21 protein-coding genes are annotated in these 15,385 nt (G+C 45.3%); 19 read left to right on the top strand and 2 right to left on the bottom strand.

The window, feature by feature from the left end:
* Positions 1 to 39 precede the first annotated feature (39 nt).
* From P364_RS0129245 to P364_RS0129170, 16 genes are all read left to right on the top strand, one after another.
* The gene (locus P364_RS0129245) at positions 40 to 684 is read left to right on the top strand and encodes an adenylate kinase (RefSeq protein ID WP_024633570.1); all 645 of its coding nucleotides are present in this window, start codon (positions 40 to 42) and stop codon (positions 682 to 684) included.
* A 4-nt stretch (positions 685 to 688) separates the two neighbouring features.
* Positions 689 to 1,441, top strand: a complete 753-nt coding sequence (gene map, locus P364_RS0129240) for a type I methionyl aminopeptidase (RefSeq protein WP_024633569.1) — start codon at positions 689 to 691, stop codon at positions 1,439 to 1,441.
* Positions 1,442 to 1,451: 10 nt separating this feature from the next.
* A complete protein-coding gene (locus P364_RS0129235; protein ID WP_024633568.1) occupies positions 1,452 to 1,760 on the top strand; it encodes a KOW domain-containing RNA-binding protein in 309 nt (102 codons plus the stop codon).
* A gap of 3 nt (positions 1,761 to 1,763) precedes the next feature.
* Positions 1,764 to 1,979: a translation initiation factor IF-1 gene (infA, locus tag P364_RS0129230; RefSeq protein ID WP_017692098.1), complete on the top strand. Its 216-nt coding sequence runs from the start codon at positions 1,764 to 1,766 to the stop codon at positions 1,977 to 1,979.
* Positions 1,980 to 2,131: 152 nt separating this feature from the next.
* Entirely contained in the window at positions 2,132 to 2,245 is a 114-nt protein-coding gene (gene rpmJ, locus P364_RS0129225; protein ID WP_003333770.1) for a 50S ribosomal protein L36, read from the top strand.
* A gap of 20 nt (positions 2,246 to 2,265) precedes the next feature.
* On the top strand, positions 2,266 to 2,634 hold the full coding sequence (gene rpsM, locus P364_RS0129220; RefSeq protein ID WP_024633567.1) for a 30S ribosomal protein S13: 369 nt from the start codon (positions 2,266 to 2,268) through the stop codon (positions 2,632 to 2,634).
* Between the two features lie 19 nt (positions 2,635 to 2,653).
* Positions 2,654 to 3,049 (top strand): 30S ribosomal protein S11, encoded by a 396-nt coding sequence (rpsK, locus tag P364_RS0129215; protein WP_017692100.1) that lies wholly within the window; start codon positions 2,654 to 2,656, stop codon positions 3,047 to 3,049.
* Between the two features lie 136 nt (positions 3,050 to 3,185).
* Entirely contained in the window at positions 3,186 to 4,130 is a 945-nt protein-coding gene (locus P364_RS0129210; protein WP_024633566.1) for a DNA-directed RNA polymerase subunit alpha, read from the top strand.
* Positions 4,131 to 4,164: 34 nt separating this feature from the next.
* Positions 4,165 to 4,530 (top strand): 50S ribosomal protein L17, encoded by a 366-nt coding sequence (gene rplQ, locus P364_RS0129205; RefSeq protein WP_017692102.1) that lies wholly within the window; start codon positions 4,165 to 4,167, stop codon positions 4,528 to 4,530.
* A gap of 159 nt (positions 4,531 to 4,689) precedes the next feature.
* Positions 4,690 to 5,463 carry a tRNA pseudouridine(38-40) synthase TruA gene (gene truA / locus P364_RS0129200; RefSeq protein ID WP_024633565.1) on the top strand — a complete coding sequence of 258 codons (774 nt, stop codon included), beginning with the start codon at positions 4,690 to 4,692 and terminating at the stop codon, positions 5,461 to 5,463.
* A 206-nt stretch (positions 5,464 to 5,669) separates the two neighbouring features.
* Positions 5,670 to 6,107, top strand: coding sequence for a 50S ribosomal protein L13 (gene rplM, locus P364_RS0129195; RefSeq protein ID WP_024633564.1), 438 nt, complete (start codon positions 5,670 to 5,672; stop codon positions 6,105 to 6,107).
* 19 nt (positions 6,108 to 6,126) lie between these two features.
* A complete protein-coding gene (rpsI, locus tag P364_RS0129190; protein WP_024633563.1) occupies positions 6,127 to 6,519 on the top strand; it encodes a 30S ribosomal protein S9 in 393 nt (130 codons plus the stop codon).
* Between the two features lie 744 nt (positions 6,520 to 7,263).
* Positions 7,264 to 7,956 (top strand): phosphoadenylyl-sulfate reductase, encoded by a 693-nt coding sequence (locus P364_RS0129185; protein WP_024633562.1) that lies wholly within the window; start codon positions 7,264 to 7,266, stop codon positions 7,954 to 7,956.
* Positions 7,957 to 8,036: 80 nt separating this feature from the next.
* Positions 8,037 to 9,206 carry a sulfate adenylyltransferase gene (sat, locus tag P364_RS0129180; RefSeq protein ID WP_024633561.1) on the top strand — a complete coding sequence of 390 codons (1,170 nt, stop codon included), beginning with the start codon at positions 8,037 to 8,039 and terminating at the stop codon, positions 9,204 to 9,206.
* A 68-nt stretch (positions 9,207 to 9,274) separates the two neighbouring features.
* Positions 9,275 to 10,033 (top strand): N-acetylmuramoyl-L-alanine amidase CwlD, encoded by a 759-nt coding sequence (gene cwlD / locus P364_RS0129175; protein ID WP_024633560.1) that lies wholly within the window; start codon positions 9,275 to 9,277, stop codon positions 10,031 to 10,033.
* A gap of 79 nt (positions 10,034 to 10,112) precedes the next feature.
* Positions 10,113 to 11,213: an Mrp/NBP35 family ATP-binding protein gene (locus P364_RS0129170; RefSeq protein WP_024633559.1), complete on the top strand. Its 1,101-nt coding sequence runs from the start codon at positions 10,113 to 10,115 to the stop codon at positions 11,211 to 11,213.
* A 93-nt stretch (positions 11,214 to 11,306) separates the two neighbouring features.
* On the opposite strand, the gene gerD is transcribed toward P364_RS0129170, so the two are convergent.
* Positions 11,307 to 12,068 (bottom strand): spore germination lipoprotein GerD, encoded by a 762-nt coding sequence (gerD, locus tag P364_RS0129165; RefSeq protein WP_024633558.1) that lies wholly within the window; start codon positions 12,066 to 12,068, stop codon positions 11,307 to 11,309.
* Between the two features lie 125 nt (positions 12,069 to 12,193).
* Here gerD and P364_RS0129160 point away from each other — a divergent pair, with 125 nt between their 5' ends.
* Positions 12,194 to 12,826 carry a KinB-signaling pathway activation protein gene (locus P364_RS0129160; protein ID WP_024633557.1) on the top strand — a complete coding sequence of 211 codons (633 nt, stop codon included), beginning with the start codon at positions 12,194 to 12,196 and terminating at the stop codon, positions 12,824 to 12,826.
* A 143-nt stretch (positions 12,827 to 12,969) separates the two neighbouring features.
* Here the strand turns inward: P364_RS0129160 and pdaB are convergent, their stop codons facing one another.
* Complete coding sequence (gene pdaB / locus P364_RS0129155; RefSeq protein ID WP_024633556.1) at positions 12,970 to 13,746, bottom strand: polysaccharide deacetylase family sporulation protein PdaB; 777 nt, start codon at positions 13,744 to 13,746, stop codon at positions 12,970 to 12,972.
* 121 nt (positions 13,747 to 13,867) lie between these two features.
* Between pdaB and P364_RS0129150 the strand changes: the two genes are divergently transcribed.
* Positions 13,868 to 14,485, top strand: coding sequence for a stage II sporulation protein M (locus P364_RS0129150; RefSeq protein WP_024633555.1), 618 nt, complete (start codon positions 13,868 to 13,870; stop codon positions 14,483 to 14,485).
* Between the two features lie 209 nt (positions 14,486 to 14,694).
* On the top strand, positions 14,695 to 14,925 hold the full coding sequence (locus P364_RS0129145; protein WP_017692114.1) for a hypothetical protein: 231 nt from the start codon (positions 14,695 to 14,697) through the stop codon (positions 14,923 to 14,925).
* Positions 14,926 to 15,385: the final 460 nt, after the last annotated feature.

The following is a 15,385-nucleotide window of genomic DNA, read 5'->3' as shown; positions in this document are numbered from 1 at the left end:
TTTGTTGATGTAGGGTAGTCTTGGAGGGAGTGACATAACGTGAACATCCTATTCATGGGCCCTCCGGGGGCAGGAAAAGGAACGCAAGCAGACGTCATTGTGAAAGAGTTCGGTATTCCCCACATTTCAACAGGCGATGCATTTCGTCTCGCGATTAAGCAGGGAACTCCCATTGGCCTGAAAGCCAAGGAATATATGGATCAAGGATTGCTCGTACCAGATGATGTAACCATTGGCATCGTTGAAGAACGTTTGCAGCAGCCTGATTGCAGAGAAGGATTCCTCTTGGATGGATTTCCAAGAACCCTGTCTCAAGCAGAAGCGCTCGATGGCATTCTGGATCGACTGAACTCAGGTCTCGATCATGTAATCAACCTGAAAGTGGACCGCAACAAATTGCTGGCCCGTTTGACGGGTCGTCGCATTTGTAAGAACTGTGGCGCCACTTATCATGTCGTGTTCAATCCGCCCAAGCAGGAAGGTATTTGTGATAAATGCGGCGGTGACTTGTACCAGCGCTCTGATGATAATGAAGAGAGCGTAGGCACACGTCTCGACGAATATATCAACAAAACAGCACCACTCCTCACATTTTATGAGAACAAAGGCCTTCTTCGTCAAATGGACGGAGAGCAGGATATCGATCAAGTTTCTCATGAAATCGTGTCCCTGCTGCGAGGTTAATTGAATGATCATTGGTAAGTCCGAAACGGAACTGGGCTTGATGAGGGAAGCGGGGAGAATTGTTGCGGAAACGCATCGTCTCTTGGCAGAGCATATCGCTCCCGGTATTACGACTGGAGAACTTGACCATATGGCCGATCAATACATCCGCAGTCAAGGAGCTGTGCCGTCTTTCAAAGGTTATAACGGTTTCCCTGCCAGTGTGTGCGCTTCAGTGAATGAAGAGTTGGTGCATGGATTTCCCGGCAAACGAAAGTTGAACGAGGGCGATATCGTTACGTTTGACATTGGCGCGCAGTACCAGGGTTATCACGGAGATTCCGCCTGGACTTATCCAGTCGGCCGTATTTCCGAAGAAGCCCGTCGTCTTCTGGACGTTACCGAGGCTTCGTTATACGCAGGTCTGGCGCTGGTAAAACCGGACGTTCGCTTGTTTACAATATCTCATGCGATTCAGAAATATATTGAAGATGAAGGGTTCTCGGTAGTACGTGAATATGTCGGTCACGGCATAGGAGCGGATCTGCACGAAGAACCACAGATTCCGAACTATGGTCTTCCTGATCGGGGACCACGGCTTAAAGCGGGCATGGTGCTGGCCATAGAGCCGATGGTTAACGCAGGTAGACGGTATGTGAAAACGTTGGAAGATAACTGGACTGTCGTCACTGTTGATGGATCGTTATGCGCCCACTTTGAACACACCGTAGCAGTTACACCGGAAGGCATGGAAATTTTCACAAAACTGAATGCGTAGGTGATAAGGCATGAACAATCAGTCTAATCCGCAGCTCGGTCAACTTGTGAAGATCCGTAAAGGCCGCAATGCGGACCAAGCCGCAGTAATTGTTGCTATAGCGGACAGTAAGTTCGTATATATTGCGGATGGGGACAAACGTAAGTTTGATCAACCCAAGAAGAAGAATATTCTTCATCTTGAGCTCCAGCCGATGATTAGCAGCGAGGTCGTAAACAGTTTAAACGAGAGTGGTCGGGTGACAAACGGAAAGCTCCGCTATGCGGTTCATTCGTTTCTGGAATCCACCAACATTCAAGCTGAAGAGAAAGGAGACTGACTAATGGCCAAGGAAGATGTCATTGAAGTGGAAGGTACGGTTCTCGAGCCGCTACCGAATGCAACGTTCAAGGTTGAGCTTGAGAACGGTCATCAAATTCTCGCTCACGTTTCCGGCAAGTTGCGGATGCACTTTATCCGTATCCTGACTGGAGACAAAGTGGTTGTTCAGTTATCACCTTATGATTTGACAAAAGGTCGTATAACTTACCGTAAATAGTAGTAGACAGTTGCAATGAACTGTGAAGCTTATGAAGCGGGTTTTGCCCGGCAAAACTTGCGAAAGCTTCGAAGCCGGTTTTACAATAGTAAAACAAGGTCAATGCTTACGAAGAGGGTTTTGCTAAGCAAAACTTTGAGGAGGTAATTCACATGAAGGTAAGACCTTCGGTCAAGCCGATTTGCGAAAAATGCAAAGTCATTCGCCGCAAAGGGAATGTTATGGTTATCTGTGAAAATCCGAAACACAAACAAAAACAAGGTTAAAGAAGGGGGTGTAGCGTAAAATGGCACGTATAGCTGGTGTGGATTTGCCACGTGATAAGCGCGTTGAGATCGCCTTGACTTATATTTTCGGAATCGGTAAAACGACTTCCCAGAAAATTCTGAGCACAACAGGCATCAACAAGGACACTCGTGTCCGTGATTTGACGGAAGATGAAGTCAGCAAATTGCGGGAAAGTATCGACAAAGAGGTCAAAGTAGAAGGTGACCTGCGTCGTGAAATCTCTTTGAATATTAAACGTTTGACGGAGATCGGTTGTTACCGTGGAGTTCGTCATCGTCGTGGTCTGCCTGTTCGTGGACAACGTACGAAAACGAATGCTCGTACTCGTAAAGGTCCTCGTCGTACTGTAGCGAACAAGAAGAAATAATAAGGGGGGATAAGAGAAAATGGCTAAACCGAAAAAAGTCGTACGTACTAAACGTCGTGACCGTAAAAATATTGAATCTGGCGTGGCACATATCCGCTCCACGTTCAATAACACTATCGTTACCATTACGGACCCTCACGGAAACGCAATTTCGTGGGCAAGCTCCGGCGGCCTCGGATTCAGAGGTTCCCGTAAATCGACTCCGTTTGCTGCACAAATGGCTGCTGAGACTGCTGCCAAAGCTGCAATGGAACATGGGATGAAAGCCGTTGAGGTTATGGTTAAAGGACCAGGCGCAGGCCGTGAAGCAGCGATCCGCTCTTTGCAAGCTGCTGGTCTTGAAGTTAACCTGATCAAAGACGTAACTCCAGTCCCGCATAACGGATGCCGTCCTCCAAAACGTCGTCGTGTCTAATGAGATTTGCCCCTGCGTGTGGTATATTTCCGGCACAATCTGCTAATAATGGTTGTTTAGGCATACTACTACATGTTTTCGCAAGAGAAGGTAAATGTTTCATAGAGGACCGACGTTTTGAAGGAGGGGTATTGCAGTGATTGAAATCGAAAAGCCGAAAATTGAGACGGTAGACGTCAACGATGATGGCACCTATGGGAAATTCGTAGTAGAACCGCTGGAGCGCGGATACGGTACGACGCTTGGAAACTCGCTTCGTCGTATCTTGCTCTCCTCACTGCCGGGTGCGGCAGTGTCTTCGGTTCAAATCGATGGCGTTCTGCATGAATTTGCTACAGTTCCTGGCGTTATGGAAGATGTAACGGAGATTATTCTTAACCTGAAAGCTTTGTCGCTCAAAATTCACTCTGACGAGGAGAAAGTGCTCGAGATTGATGCTGAAGGCGAAGGAGCAATTACGGCGGGAGATATCCGTGCTGACTCCGATGTGGAGATCCTTAACCCGGATTTGCACATTGCTACGCTCGGACCAGGTTCGAGACTTCACATGCGTATTTTTGCCAATCGCGGTCGCGGCTACGTCCAGGCAGATCGGAATAAACGCGATGACCAGCCGATCGGCGTCATCCCAGTCGATTCCATCTTCACCCCGATCAGCCGCGTTAACTACGCTGTGGAAAATACGCGTGTCGGCCAAGTAACCAACTATGACAAGCTCACGTTGGAAGTTTGGACTGACGGAAGTATTCGTCCTGAAGAGGCTGTAAGCCTTGGCGCTAAAATTTTGACCGAGCACTTGATGCTCTTCGTGGGTCTTACAGACGAAGCGAAAGACGCAGAGATCATGGTCGAAAAAGAAGAAGACAAAAAAGAAAAAGTACTCGAAATGACGATCGAAGAGCTGGATCTCTCTGTTCGTTCCTACAACTGCCTCAAACGTGCTGGTATTAATACCGTGCAAGAGCTGACCACGAAAACGGAAGAAGACATGATGAAAGTCCGTAACCTCGGACGCAAGTCTTTGGAAGAAGTTCAAGAGAAGCTTGAGGAACTCGGTTTGGGACTCCGTACAGAAGAATAGACAGCCGAGTGCTTGAAGTGAAGGAGGGAAAACAATGGCATACCAAAAGTTGGGCCGTAATTCCAGCGCACGTAAAGCTTTGTTCCGTGACCTGGTAACCGACCTGTTCTTATACGAACGCATTCAGACAACTGAAGCGAAAGCAAAAGAGGTTCGCTCTATTGCTGAAAAACTGATCACTAAAGCGAAAAAGGGAGATCTTCATGCCCGTCGCCAAGTGGCAGCTTATGTTCGCCGCGAAACAATCGATGGTGAGCAAGATGCAATCCAAAAACTGTTTAGCGAATTGTCCGGTCGTTACGCTGAGCGTCCAGGTGGGTACACTCGTATCCTTAAACTGGGACCTCGTCGTGGTGACGCTGCGCCTATGGTTTACTTGGAACTGGTTGACCGCGCGTAAAACAGATGAGATGAGGAAAGGGGACAGAATCACTGATTCTGGATTAACCCTTTTTTTCTCTTCATTTCGGAATTCGTGCTGTAATTGAAGCTCCGAAAGGGGCTTCTTTTGCTGTTCGGGATAGGCACATGTATAGTATGGAACAAAGGTGTGGTAATGATGCGCAACTTATGTATGACGTTAACTTATGATGGCACTGCCTATTACGGCTTTCAGGTTCAGCCGGGAGGGAACACCATCCAGGACCATCTTGAAGATGCCATTCGTGCTTTGACCGGTGAGAAGGTTAAAATTACGGGATCAGGCAGAACGGATGCTGGCGTTCACGCTCGCAGACAGATCTTCAATTTCCCTACGGAATCCCATATCCCGATTGAACGATGGTGTATTGCGCTCAACTCCAGATTACCTTCGGATATTATCGTTATTGATGCGGCTGAAGTACCACACGATTTTCATTCTCGCTATGCAGCGAAAAAGAAAACGTATCGCTATACCGTCAATGCGAATCAATTCCCGGATGTATTTAACCGGAGGCTGCAATATCATCATCATGCCAAGCTGGACATTGTGGCAATGCAGGAGGGGTTGCGTCATTTTATTGGTACGTACGATTTCACCTCCTTTGCTTCACGCAAGTCTCAGAAAGAGAATCATGTACGTTCGGTATACGATGCATGGATAGAAGTGGACCGTTCAATGTGTAGGGACCATCCGCGCGATCAGGGTGTCATTCACATCTATGTGAGTGGTAACGGCTTTTTGCAGCATATGGTTCGTATTATTGTAGGTACCTTGCTGGAGATCGGAGAGGGCAAAAGGAAAGCCTCTGATGTACCGAATATGATTGCTGCTTGTAATCGTTCTGCTGCAGGACCTACTGCAGTTAGCTGCGGTTTAATGCTCTGGGACCTTGAATACAGAAAAGATTAAATTTGCGAAGTGAAATGCTTAATTAACACTTGCGATTTAAGCTCCTATCATGTAATATAAAAGTTGTGTTTTCTTAATGGCTTTCCCACAGCCCCAATTAAGAGGGTCACAACGAAAGAACTATCCATCAACACCTAAAAGTTATCACTTAATGAACGAAGATAAATGAATATAATGATGTTGAACATTTTAAGGAGGAACTTTTCATGCGTACCACGTACATGGCGAAGCCTAACGAAGTTGAGCGCCAATGGCACATCATTGATGCCGAAGGCAAAACGCTCGGACGTTTGGCGAGCGAAGCAGCTGCTTTGATCCGCGGCAAACATAAGCCACAATTCACTCCACATGTGGACACTGGCGATTTCGTTGTTATCATCAATGCAGAGAAAATTGTATTGACTGGTAAAAAAATGCAAGGTAAAAAATACTACCGTCACTCGATGCACCCAGGTGGTTTGAAAGTAACTACAGCTGAAGAGATGGTTAAAAACAAACCGGAACGTATGTTGGAATTGGCTGTTCGCGGTATGCTTCCTAAAACTCGCATGGGCGAGAAAATGAAGTTGAGACTTAAAGCGTACAGAGGCACTGAGCATCCACATGCAGCACAAAAACCAGAAGTTTATGAACTTCGCGGTTAATTAAAAGGAGGACAGTTTCATGGCACAAGTACAATACTATGGGACAGGTCGTCGTAAACATTCGGTAGCTCGTGTTCGCCTTGTACCGGGTGAAGGACGCATTGTCATCAATAAACGTGATATTAATGAATACTTCGGTTTGGAAACACTCAAACTGATCGTAAAACAACCACTGAACCTGACAGAAACACTCAGCAACTATGATGTTCTTGTTATCGCTCATGGTGGCGGAATCTCCGGTCAAGCCGGCGCGATCCGTCATGGTATCTCCCGCGCTCTGTTGAAAGCAGATCCGGAATACCGTGCTTCCCTGAAAAAAGCAGGATTCCTGACTCGTGACCCACGGATGAAAGAGCGTAAAAAATACGGTCTCAAAGCCGCACGTCGCGCACCTCAGTTCTCCAAACGTTAATATGCATTACAAGCCTTTGGCCTCGGCCGAAGGCTTTTTTATATTTTATAAACCCATTAGGCTGCAATAATCTTTCTTTACTCCAGCTGAGGTTGTGGATTAGCTTCAGATTCTTCTGTAGCAGTTAAAGTATCTCCCCACAACCTAATGAATCAGAACCATCCCATCATCTCAGGTCATCATAACGGACTGCGAATGCATTCCTTCTTCCTCCACTCCAACCCTTCAGCAAATGCAATTCTCCGACATTCATTAACCTATTTCTTGAATTTAGACTTCACCATGTTTGTAATTAATCATTTTTCATCCCCTATTTTCATCAGTATTTCTTATGGTTTTGATAAAGGTCCCTTACAATTGAAGAATAAGATCCATTATCTATTTCATTAATAAATTCACCTTTCCCTTTGATATCTCCAAGGATCTATAGAGTTGTTCTATACTTCGAATGATTCACTTGTGACGATAAATCCAGTAGTGGCAACGTTTTTCAATCATGAATGACTAAGATAAGGTGAGATATGATGAGATTACAGATGGATGATTTTATCTGCTAATCATTTTAAAGTTTAATCAACACCTAATTATTTTCAAAAAGAACAACAAAAAATTGGGCTCAAACTGATGTATTTTACCATATGGCAGGCATTGACATCCACCATGAAAGATTTATACTATACATAATTCATATTAGATTAGTCGGCTTTAGTGATTGTTGAAATGCAGAATGGGGGAAATGCAGACATGAACTTGTTGGAGAAAGAAGAACTTGCACGGACGAAAGCTGAAGAGTTGGAAAACGCAAGTCCAGAGGATATTATTCGTTATGCTATTGAGACGTTTCCAAATATCACTTTTGCATGCAGCTTCGGTGCGGAAGATGTGGTACTTGTAGATATGCTTCAGAAGATCAGCCCATCCACTGATATTTTTTATCTGGACACCGATTTTCATTTTAAGGAAACATACGAAACTCGTGACAAAATGAAAGAGAAGTACAATCTTGATTTTGTACGTGTTGCACCAAAAATCACTCCTGAAGAGCAGGCAGCTCAACATGGAGAACAATTGTGGAAGTTGGATCCGAATGCTTGTTGTAATATTCGGAAGGTTGAACCGCTGACCCGTATCTTATCCCAATACGATGCTTGGATTACCGGTATTCGGAGAGATCAAGCACCGACGCGTGCAAATTCCAAAAAGGTAGAATATGATGCCAAGTTTGGACTGATGAAGTTCAACCCGATTGCACATTGGACTTCAGAGGATGTATGGGACTATATTCATGCCAATAATGTCGTATACAATCCGCTGCATGATCAGAATTACCCGAGTATCGGTTGCGAATATTGCACACGTCAGGTTATGCCTGGAGAAGATCCACGTGCGGGACGCTGGTCTGGGAATGATAAAACGGAATGTGGTCTTCATAAATAATTCAGTTCAGAGTAAGTTTGGATAAAGCATTGAATTCACTCTTAATAATATAAAAAAATGGAGAAAAGGGAGCTGACAAGATGACTTCGATTCTGCCTCATGGAGGTACGCTGATTCAGCGTGTCGTACAAGGAGAAGAACGGGAACAATTATTACGAGAGAGTGACAAATTGTCCTCTTTACGTATTAACAGCTGGACAATTTCGGATTTGGATCTGATCGGCGTGGGTGCGTTCTCCCCGCTTCAAGGCTTTATGACTGAAGAAGACTATCTTTCGGTTATATCTCGTATGCGTCTTGCTGATGGAACCGTCTGGAGTATACCTATTACCCTGGCTGTAGACGAGGAACAGGCTGCATCGCTCCAGATTGGTGAGACGGTGGCACTCATTGGTGATGATGATGGGGTAACCTATGGATTGTTGGAAGTGAAGAGCTTATACCAAGTAGATCAGGGTGAAGAAGCACGTCGTGTCTTCAAGACGGATGATCCAGAGCACCCGGGTGTGAAAAAACTGCTGGAACGACCTGCAACGTATGTAGGAGGTCCAATTCAAGTGCTGAATCGCCCCAAACCGGCCAAGTTCGAACAGTTTTACTTTGAACCCGCTGAGACACGGAAAACGTTCCAGGATAAGGGCTGGAAGACGGTTGTCGGTTTTCAGACGCGTAATCCGGTCCATCGTGCCCATGAGTACATTCAGAAGAGTGCAATGGAGATTGTGGACGCCCTGTTTTTAAACCCGCTTGTAGGTGAAACGAAGTCTGATGACGTACCTGCCGATGTACGTATGAAGAGCTATTTGGTTTTGCTGGAGAACTATTATCCGGCTGATCGTGCGTTCCTCGGTGTATTCCCGGCGGCTATGCGGTATGCTGGTCCAAGAGAGGCCATTTTCCACGCGATGGTACGAAAAAATTATGGTTGTACTCACTTTATCGTAGGCCGCGACCATGCAGGTGTGGGTGATTACTACGGAACGTATGAAGCGCAGGAGATCTTTACTAACTTCACACCAGAAGAACTAGGTATCACGCCGTTGTTCTTCGAACATAGTTTTTTCTGTACAAAATGTGGCAACATGGCATCAAGCAAAACCTGCCCGCATGATAAAGAACACCACATGGCTCTATCGGGCACCAAAGTACGTGGCTTGCTGCGAGACGGTCAATGCCCTCCACCTGAATTTACACGCCCTGAGGTAGCTGAGGTGCTGATTGAAGGAATGGCGGAGCAAGTCCGCTCCTAACGGTATATTTGTCCATCTTGTCCCATATAGATGATTAGAATCATTTATAGGGACGAGGTGGTTTTTTTATGCGTAAAAATATGGGGAAGAAGCACTTTGTGGTCTGGATCAGGTTACGCACCATGAAGAGGGTCATGTTAAGCCTCTGTTTGCTTGCTATGTTTGTGGCAGTGGTCACGTATGAGCTGCCGTCCTCCAAAATGTCCGGTTACTGGGGGTTGCCATTAGCGGGTAAAGTTATAGCCATTGATGCAGGCCATGGTGGCCCGGATGGGGGAGCAGTAAGTAAGCAGGGGGTCATTGAGAAAGATATCAATTTATCGATTGCGCTGTACGTACGAGATTATCTGCAGCAAGCAGGGGCCCTGGTTGTGATGACCCGAGAAATAGACACCGATCTGGCAGCTTCAGATACCAAAGGATACTCCAAACGCAAGACGGAGGATCTGAAACAACGAGTAAGAAGAATCGAGGACAAACAGGCGGATCTCTTTATCAGCATTCATATGAACAGTGTTCCTTCGAACCGCTGGAGTGGTGCACAAGTTTTTTATACACCCAATCATCCCGATAATGAAGGATTAGCTAACCTGCTTCAGCAAGAAATGATTCGAAATCTGGAAAATACAGATCGAATTGCGAAAACGGTCAATACCGTTTATTTGCTCCAGGCACTAAAAATTCCCTCGGCACTTGTGGAGGTGGGTTTCCTTTCTCATCCTGAAGAGGCGCGTCTGCTTGCAGATGAATCCTATCAGCGCAAAGTGGCTGCATCCATCTACAACGGAATTCTCCGTTATTCCTCAGGAGAACGTCCTAAAAGTTAGTCACAATGAGAAAGGTAATGATATAATTGGTTCAGCATACCTAATTACATGCCAATAGATAAAGCTGAGGTGCTGTCTGATGTTATCAAAAGAACAGATACTTGAACTATTGCAGCCATTGCAGGAACCGCAATTGGGCGTAAGTTTGACAGAACTGCAGTGGGTCCGTGATGTCATGGTTAAAGAAAATCATGTTGCTCTAACTATGGTGACGCTGGAGAACCGCACAGAGGATACAACTGCTCTAAGCGATGCCGCGCGCAACCTGCTGTCCCAACACGGAGTGAATGATGTACATATTCGTCTGCGTGCAGCGTCTGAGCATGAGCGTGAGAGCCTGAACATAGGACAAGCGGATGAGGAGGACAATCAGGACGAAGTGCTTGTCAAAGGCCATGCAGCAGGGCTGGACGGGCATGAGTTGTTGAGTCCTGAATCCGGTGTTCGTTTTATTGCTGTGGCTAGTGGTAAAGGTGGCGTCGGTAAATCGACGGTAACCGTTAATTTGGCTGCCGCTCTGGCACGCCAAGGCAAGAAGGTTGGTCTGATTGATGCAGATATATACGGCTTCAGTGTACCTGATATGATGGGCATTGAGGAATATCCGGTCGTTGAGGACGGAGTTATCCAACCTGTTGAGCGTTTCGGCGTAAAAGTCATGTCGATGGGATTTTTTATTCGGGAGAATAACCCGGTCATTTGGCGTGGACCCATGTTGGGGCGGATGCTGCGCCAATTCTTTACCGATGTAAATTGGGGAGAGCTGGATTATATGCTGCTTGATCTGCCTCCGGGTACGGGAGACGTCGCACTAGATGTACATCAGATGCTCCCACACAGCAAAGAAATCATCGTTACAACACCGCATGCAACCGCTGCTTTTGTAGCTGCACGTGCTGGCGCCATGGCCATTCAGACGGAACATGAGCTGCTGGGCGTAGTGGAGAACATGGCTTATTATGAATGCAGCAAATGCGGTGAAAAAGATTATGTATTTGGTCGGGGCGGTGGTGGCACTCTTGCCGAGAGCCTTCATACAGAGCTGTTAGCGCAGATTCCACTGGGAGCGCCGGATAATCATATCTCGGAGCCTGATTTTTCCCCATCCGTGTATAAGGCAGAGTCAAGCATCGGTGCGATCTACGATGAGGTGGCCCAGTCTATTGATGCCAAGTTTTAATTTTTCTAATGACGTAAAACATAAAAAGCCCACATCCAATGGATGCGGGCTTTTTTAACATGATAACTTTAACATTAAATGTTTTTATGCTTCTTATGATCCACCACTACTTCCGTCGCCACCACTGTTGCCATCACTACTACCGTCGCTGCCGCCGCCTCCTCCGCCATCTCCGCTGCTGTCTTTGCTTTGGCCTTCCTGTTTCCCGCCTTGTTCTGTTTTGGGTTGAAGCTCATCCTGAACTACTTTTTTAAGCAAAGTCAGCACTTCCATCCGGAACAAAGGGTTCTGCATGACTTCCTGCATAACGGTCATCGTTTGTTTACGATATTCTGGTGTTTTAGTCATGTCCATAAACATCTTGGATACATCAGGGGATTTCATGATATCTTCAATCGACTTTTGATACGTTGGGTCTTTGATCAATTGCATATGCAGTTGTTTGCTTTGAGCATTGATTACTTTGGCGAATTCGCCTGCGAATTGAGGGTCTGTCATGATTTTCTCGAATTCCTTCTTGTACTCTGGAGCTGTGATGGTATCTTTTACAGCTATACGTATTTGTTCTGAAGATTGCATAGGCATTAGCATTTTCATACCCACTGTTCCAGATCCACCGCCTGAAGCACCACTTTGTCCAGAAGCACCGCCACCACCACCAGAAGAACTTTGTCCAGTGAGAGCTTCCTCGACCGCTTTTTTGCCTTCGTCGCTTTTAAGAATATCCACGACCATCGTTTTCATCTCTTTATAACCGCCCTGAGGAGGCGAGTAATTCTGATCTGAGCCACAGCCGGCAAGCATGACGGATAGTCCAAGTACGACACAGCATAACTGCCACAAAGGCCGTTTCATGTGCACAACCCCTCCTTGATTAGATACTGGATGTAGTATGTGATGGGAAACCGCTAAATATGTTGAATGATGATGGTTTTTTGCTGTGAAGGTTGGTAAAATAAACTCTCGGGGGTGGAAAACATTTGAATTTACGTAAATGGTTTTTCCTATTTTGGTCAGCTTTGCTTATTGGGGCTGCAGGATCATTAGTGACGGGTCTAATTATGATGTTGGTTAATGGAGAAAAAACGAATGGAATGACCGATTTTTTAATTTATCTCCTCATCTTGTTTGGTTCCGGTATTATGATTAGCGTGTATTCGCAAATGGGTTTTTTCGCATACTTGATATTGAACTATATGGGCAAAGGTGTATTTTCGAAACGCAGTTGGCAAATTGTACAGATTGTTCTAACCGTTTTGGCGTTGCTTGATGTCATGTTTTTACGGTTGTTCGTCGGTGGGGAAAGAGAACGCCTATCCGATATTGTGCTTGGAATCATTATTTTGGCAGCTGGAATTGTTACCGCTTACGTAAAGGTGAAGCAGACACATATTTCGGCGCTGGTACCTACACTCTTTTTCATGGTGGCTGTTACTGTAGTAGAGACGATCGGTGTGTTGCGAATTGATGTGAATGCGGCTACCATCTTTATTGTGGTTCCTTTGTTAATCTGTAATGCATACCAAATGCTGATATTGCACAGGCTGGTAGATGGGTCCATGGAGCAGCGGGTGAGTCGGAAAAAAGAGCAGATACAAGAAAGCCATGCGTAGCAATTAACTTACAAAAAAACGCCAAAAAGAGCTAACCTGGTTAGCTCTTTTCATTTATGGCGCTTCAGCGCCTTTTTGCCATGAAATGTCCTGAAGGTTATTATACAGTTGCAGCAGCTGCCGCGGCCGCATTACTGTGTTCGTTACTGTGCGCTGGCCTGATCACGAACTTCCGTACCTTTGACACTTGAATGGTTGAGCAGCTCGGAAACCGTCAAGAATTCATACCCTTGATTTTTTAACTTGTCGATAATGACGGGTAAGGCTTCGTGCGTTTGTTTCGAGGAATCACTGGCGTGCAGCAGCACGATGTCACCCGGATGTGCCTTGCTGACAACACGATCAACGATGGTCTGTACACCAGGGTTCTTCCAATCCTGCGAATCAGTGTCCCATTGGACAACTTGGTAATTCAGACTGCTGGCTACCTGGAGAACACGTTTGTCAAAGTCTCCATTCGGCAGACGTAGCAACTTCGGTTCTTTTCCCGTTAAATCGGTTAAAATGCTATGAGCTGTCGAAATTTCCTTGCGGATTTCCTCTTCAGTCAGACTGCTGTAGTTATCATGTCTGTGGCCATGGCTGCCAATCTCGTATCCTGCGTCTTTGATGGCTGTTACAATCTCGGGGTGTGTCTTACTCCAGGGGGAGGACAAGAAGAAAGTAGCCTTCTGCACTTTATTATCTTGGAGAACCTTCAGAATAGGCTCTGTCCTTTTATCTCCCCAGCTAATGTCAAAGGTGAGTGCAATAACCTTCTTATCGGTTGGAACGCTGTATACGGCGGATGGTGCGTCCTCCGAGAATACAGAAATATTGCCGCTCTCCAGATAAATAATCCCGATAGCAAAGACGGCAGCAACCAGCACAATCAGGAAACGTTTGATCTTTTTGCCGCTAAATACATAGAACGAGTTCATTTCAATAAGCGCCCCTCTCCCATAAGAAATGCTTGTTTACTCTCCAATGTATGCTCGTACCTCGCAGTTATTCGTATCAGACGTTTGTTTGTCCAACATCTTGGTTTCACAGGAGGATATCATGTTAAAATTCAGTACATTTCTTAGAGCGTTAAGTTCCATTCGTGGTGCATTAATCTGGTCGATCGTATTGTTTGTTATTGGAATAGGCACGGGATGGGTGAGTACAGGACCACTTGAGGATATATTGTTGAACCAAATTGGGGGACTCAGGGAGATTAGTGAAAGGCTGGAGCAGGGGAGCAATGTGCAATGGAACTTCTTCCTCTTTATCTTTTTCAATAATGCGATCAAAAGTGTACTCGTAATCTATGCTGGTATCTTCTTTGGCATTCTGCCTGTCGTTTTCCTGTTGATTAACGGAATGGTTATCGGTTTTCTGGTACACACCACAATGAACTATGGGGCCAGCTTCTTTGATATTGTTGTAAAAGGACTTCTTCCACATGGCATTATTGAAATTCCGGTCATTATTATCGCATGTGCATTCGGTCTAAGATTCGGTGGGCTGGTTCTCAAAAGCCTTATTCAATTTGGCGGGGGCAAACGAAATACGATTAGCAGCCAGTGGAGTACGTTTATGCGCACAACGGTAACTGCATCCTTCTGGATTGTTATTTTGCTTCTTGTTGCAGCGATTATCGAAAGTACACTTACCTACAGCCTAGTACGAGGATAAATTTGTATGGGATGACATTCATAAATTTTCAGAAAGTTGACCATAACAATAAAACGGGTTTCAGTAGCAACCGCAAAAGGACAAACAAAGATGATCCTAGGTTTGCTACTAAACCGGCGCTGTCCGATATATAGCCTGAATTAAAGGGGCTCGAATATGACATACACGGGGACACGCCATTATCCATATGCAGAAAAAGGAGAACTCTAATGCTGGGTATGCTGTTTAACGAGAAGGAATGCAAGGAACTGGATTATGTATTGCGCAAAGAGCTCGATGAAATGTTGTTCGACTTAAGTGACAATCGTCTCGATCAAGAAATTAAATACGCCATTGCGAGTCGCTACAAGACTGTGTTCCGTATGTATGCACGCTTTGCGCCACCTAAAGAGCTATCCAAATATGCTAGAGGCGGTAAATTAAAAAAGTCGAAGCCCTAATGCTGTGGTCAGTGGAATATTTGGTGTTTACCAATATAAGAGAGGTGCGGCCCGTAAAGTAAAGCCAGCGCTGTACCTCAGACATCATGAATTACGAATAGAACGAATAACCAGCTTTGAAAAGGATATGAAGCAATTTGTCGAAAAAGGGTTGACCTTTTTTGTTCAATATGATAAATTAATTTTCGTTCCTTTTTTAAGGAAAAGTTAACCGGAACAAGCGCTGGAATAAAGCGATGAAAATAAAATCGAAAAAAAGTGCTTGCAAAGTAAACTTAAACATGATATATTATAAAAGTCGCCGCTGAAAATACGGTGACATGAAAAACCGAAACAAATTGAATGTTTGATCTTTGAAAACTGAACAACGAGTGAGTAACGATTTTGCTTGCAAGATCGACGCTGAGAAATCGGTACATGTCTTCGGACTGTATGATTTGGAAGCACAAATGAGATTTTT

It is taken from the genome of Paenibacillus sp. MAEPY2 (assembly GCF_000499205.1).
In the GTDB taxonomy this organism is placed as follows: Bacteria; Bacillota; Bacilli; order Paenibacillales; family Paenibacillaceae; genus Paenibacillus; species Paenibacillus vandeheii.
This window is presented reverse-complemented; position numbering and strand designations above follow the sequence as displayed.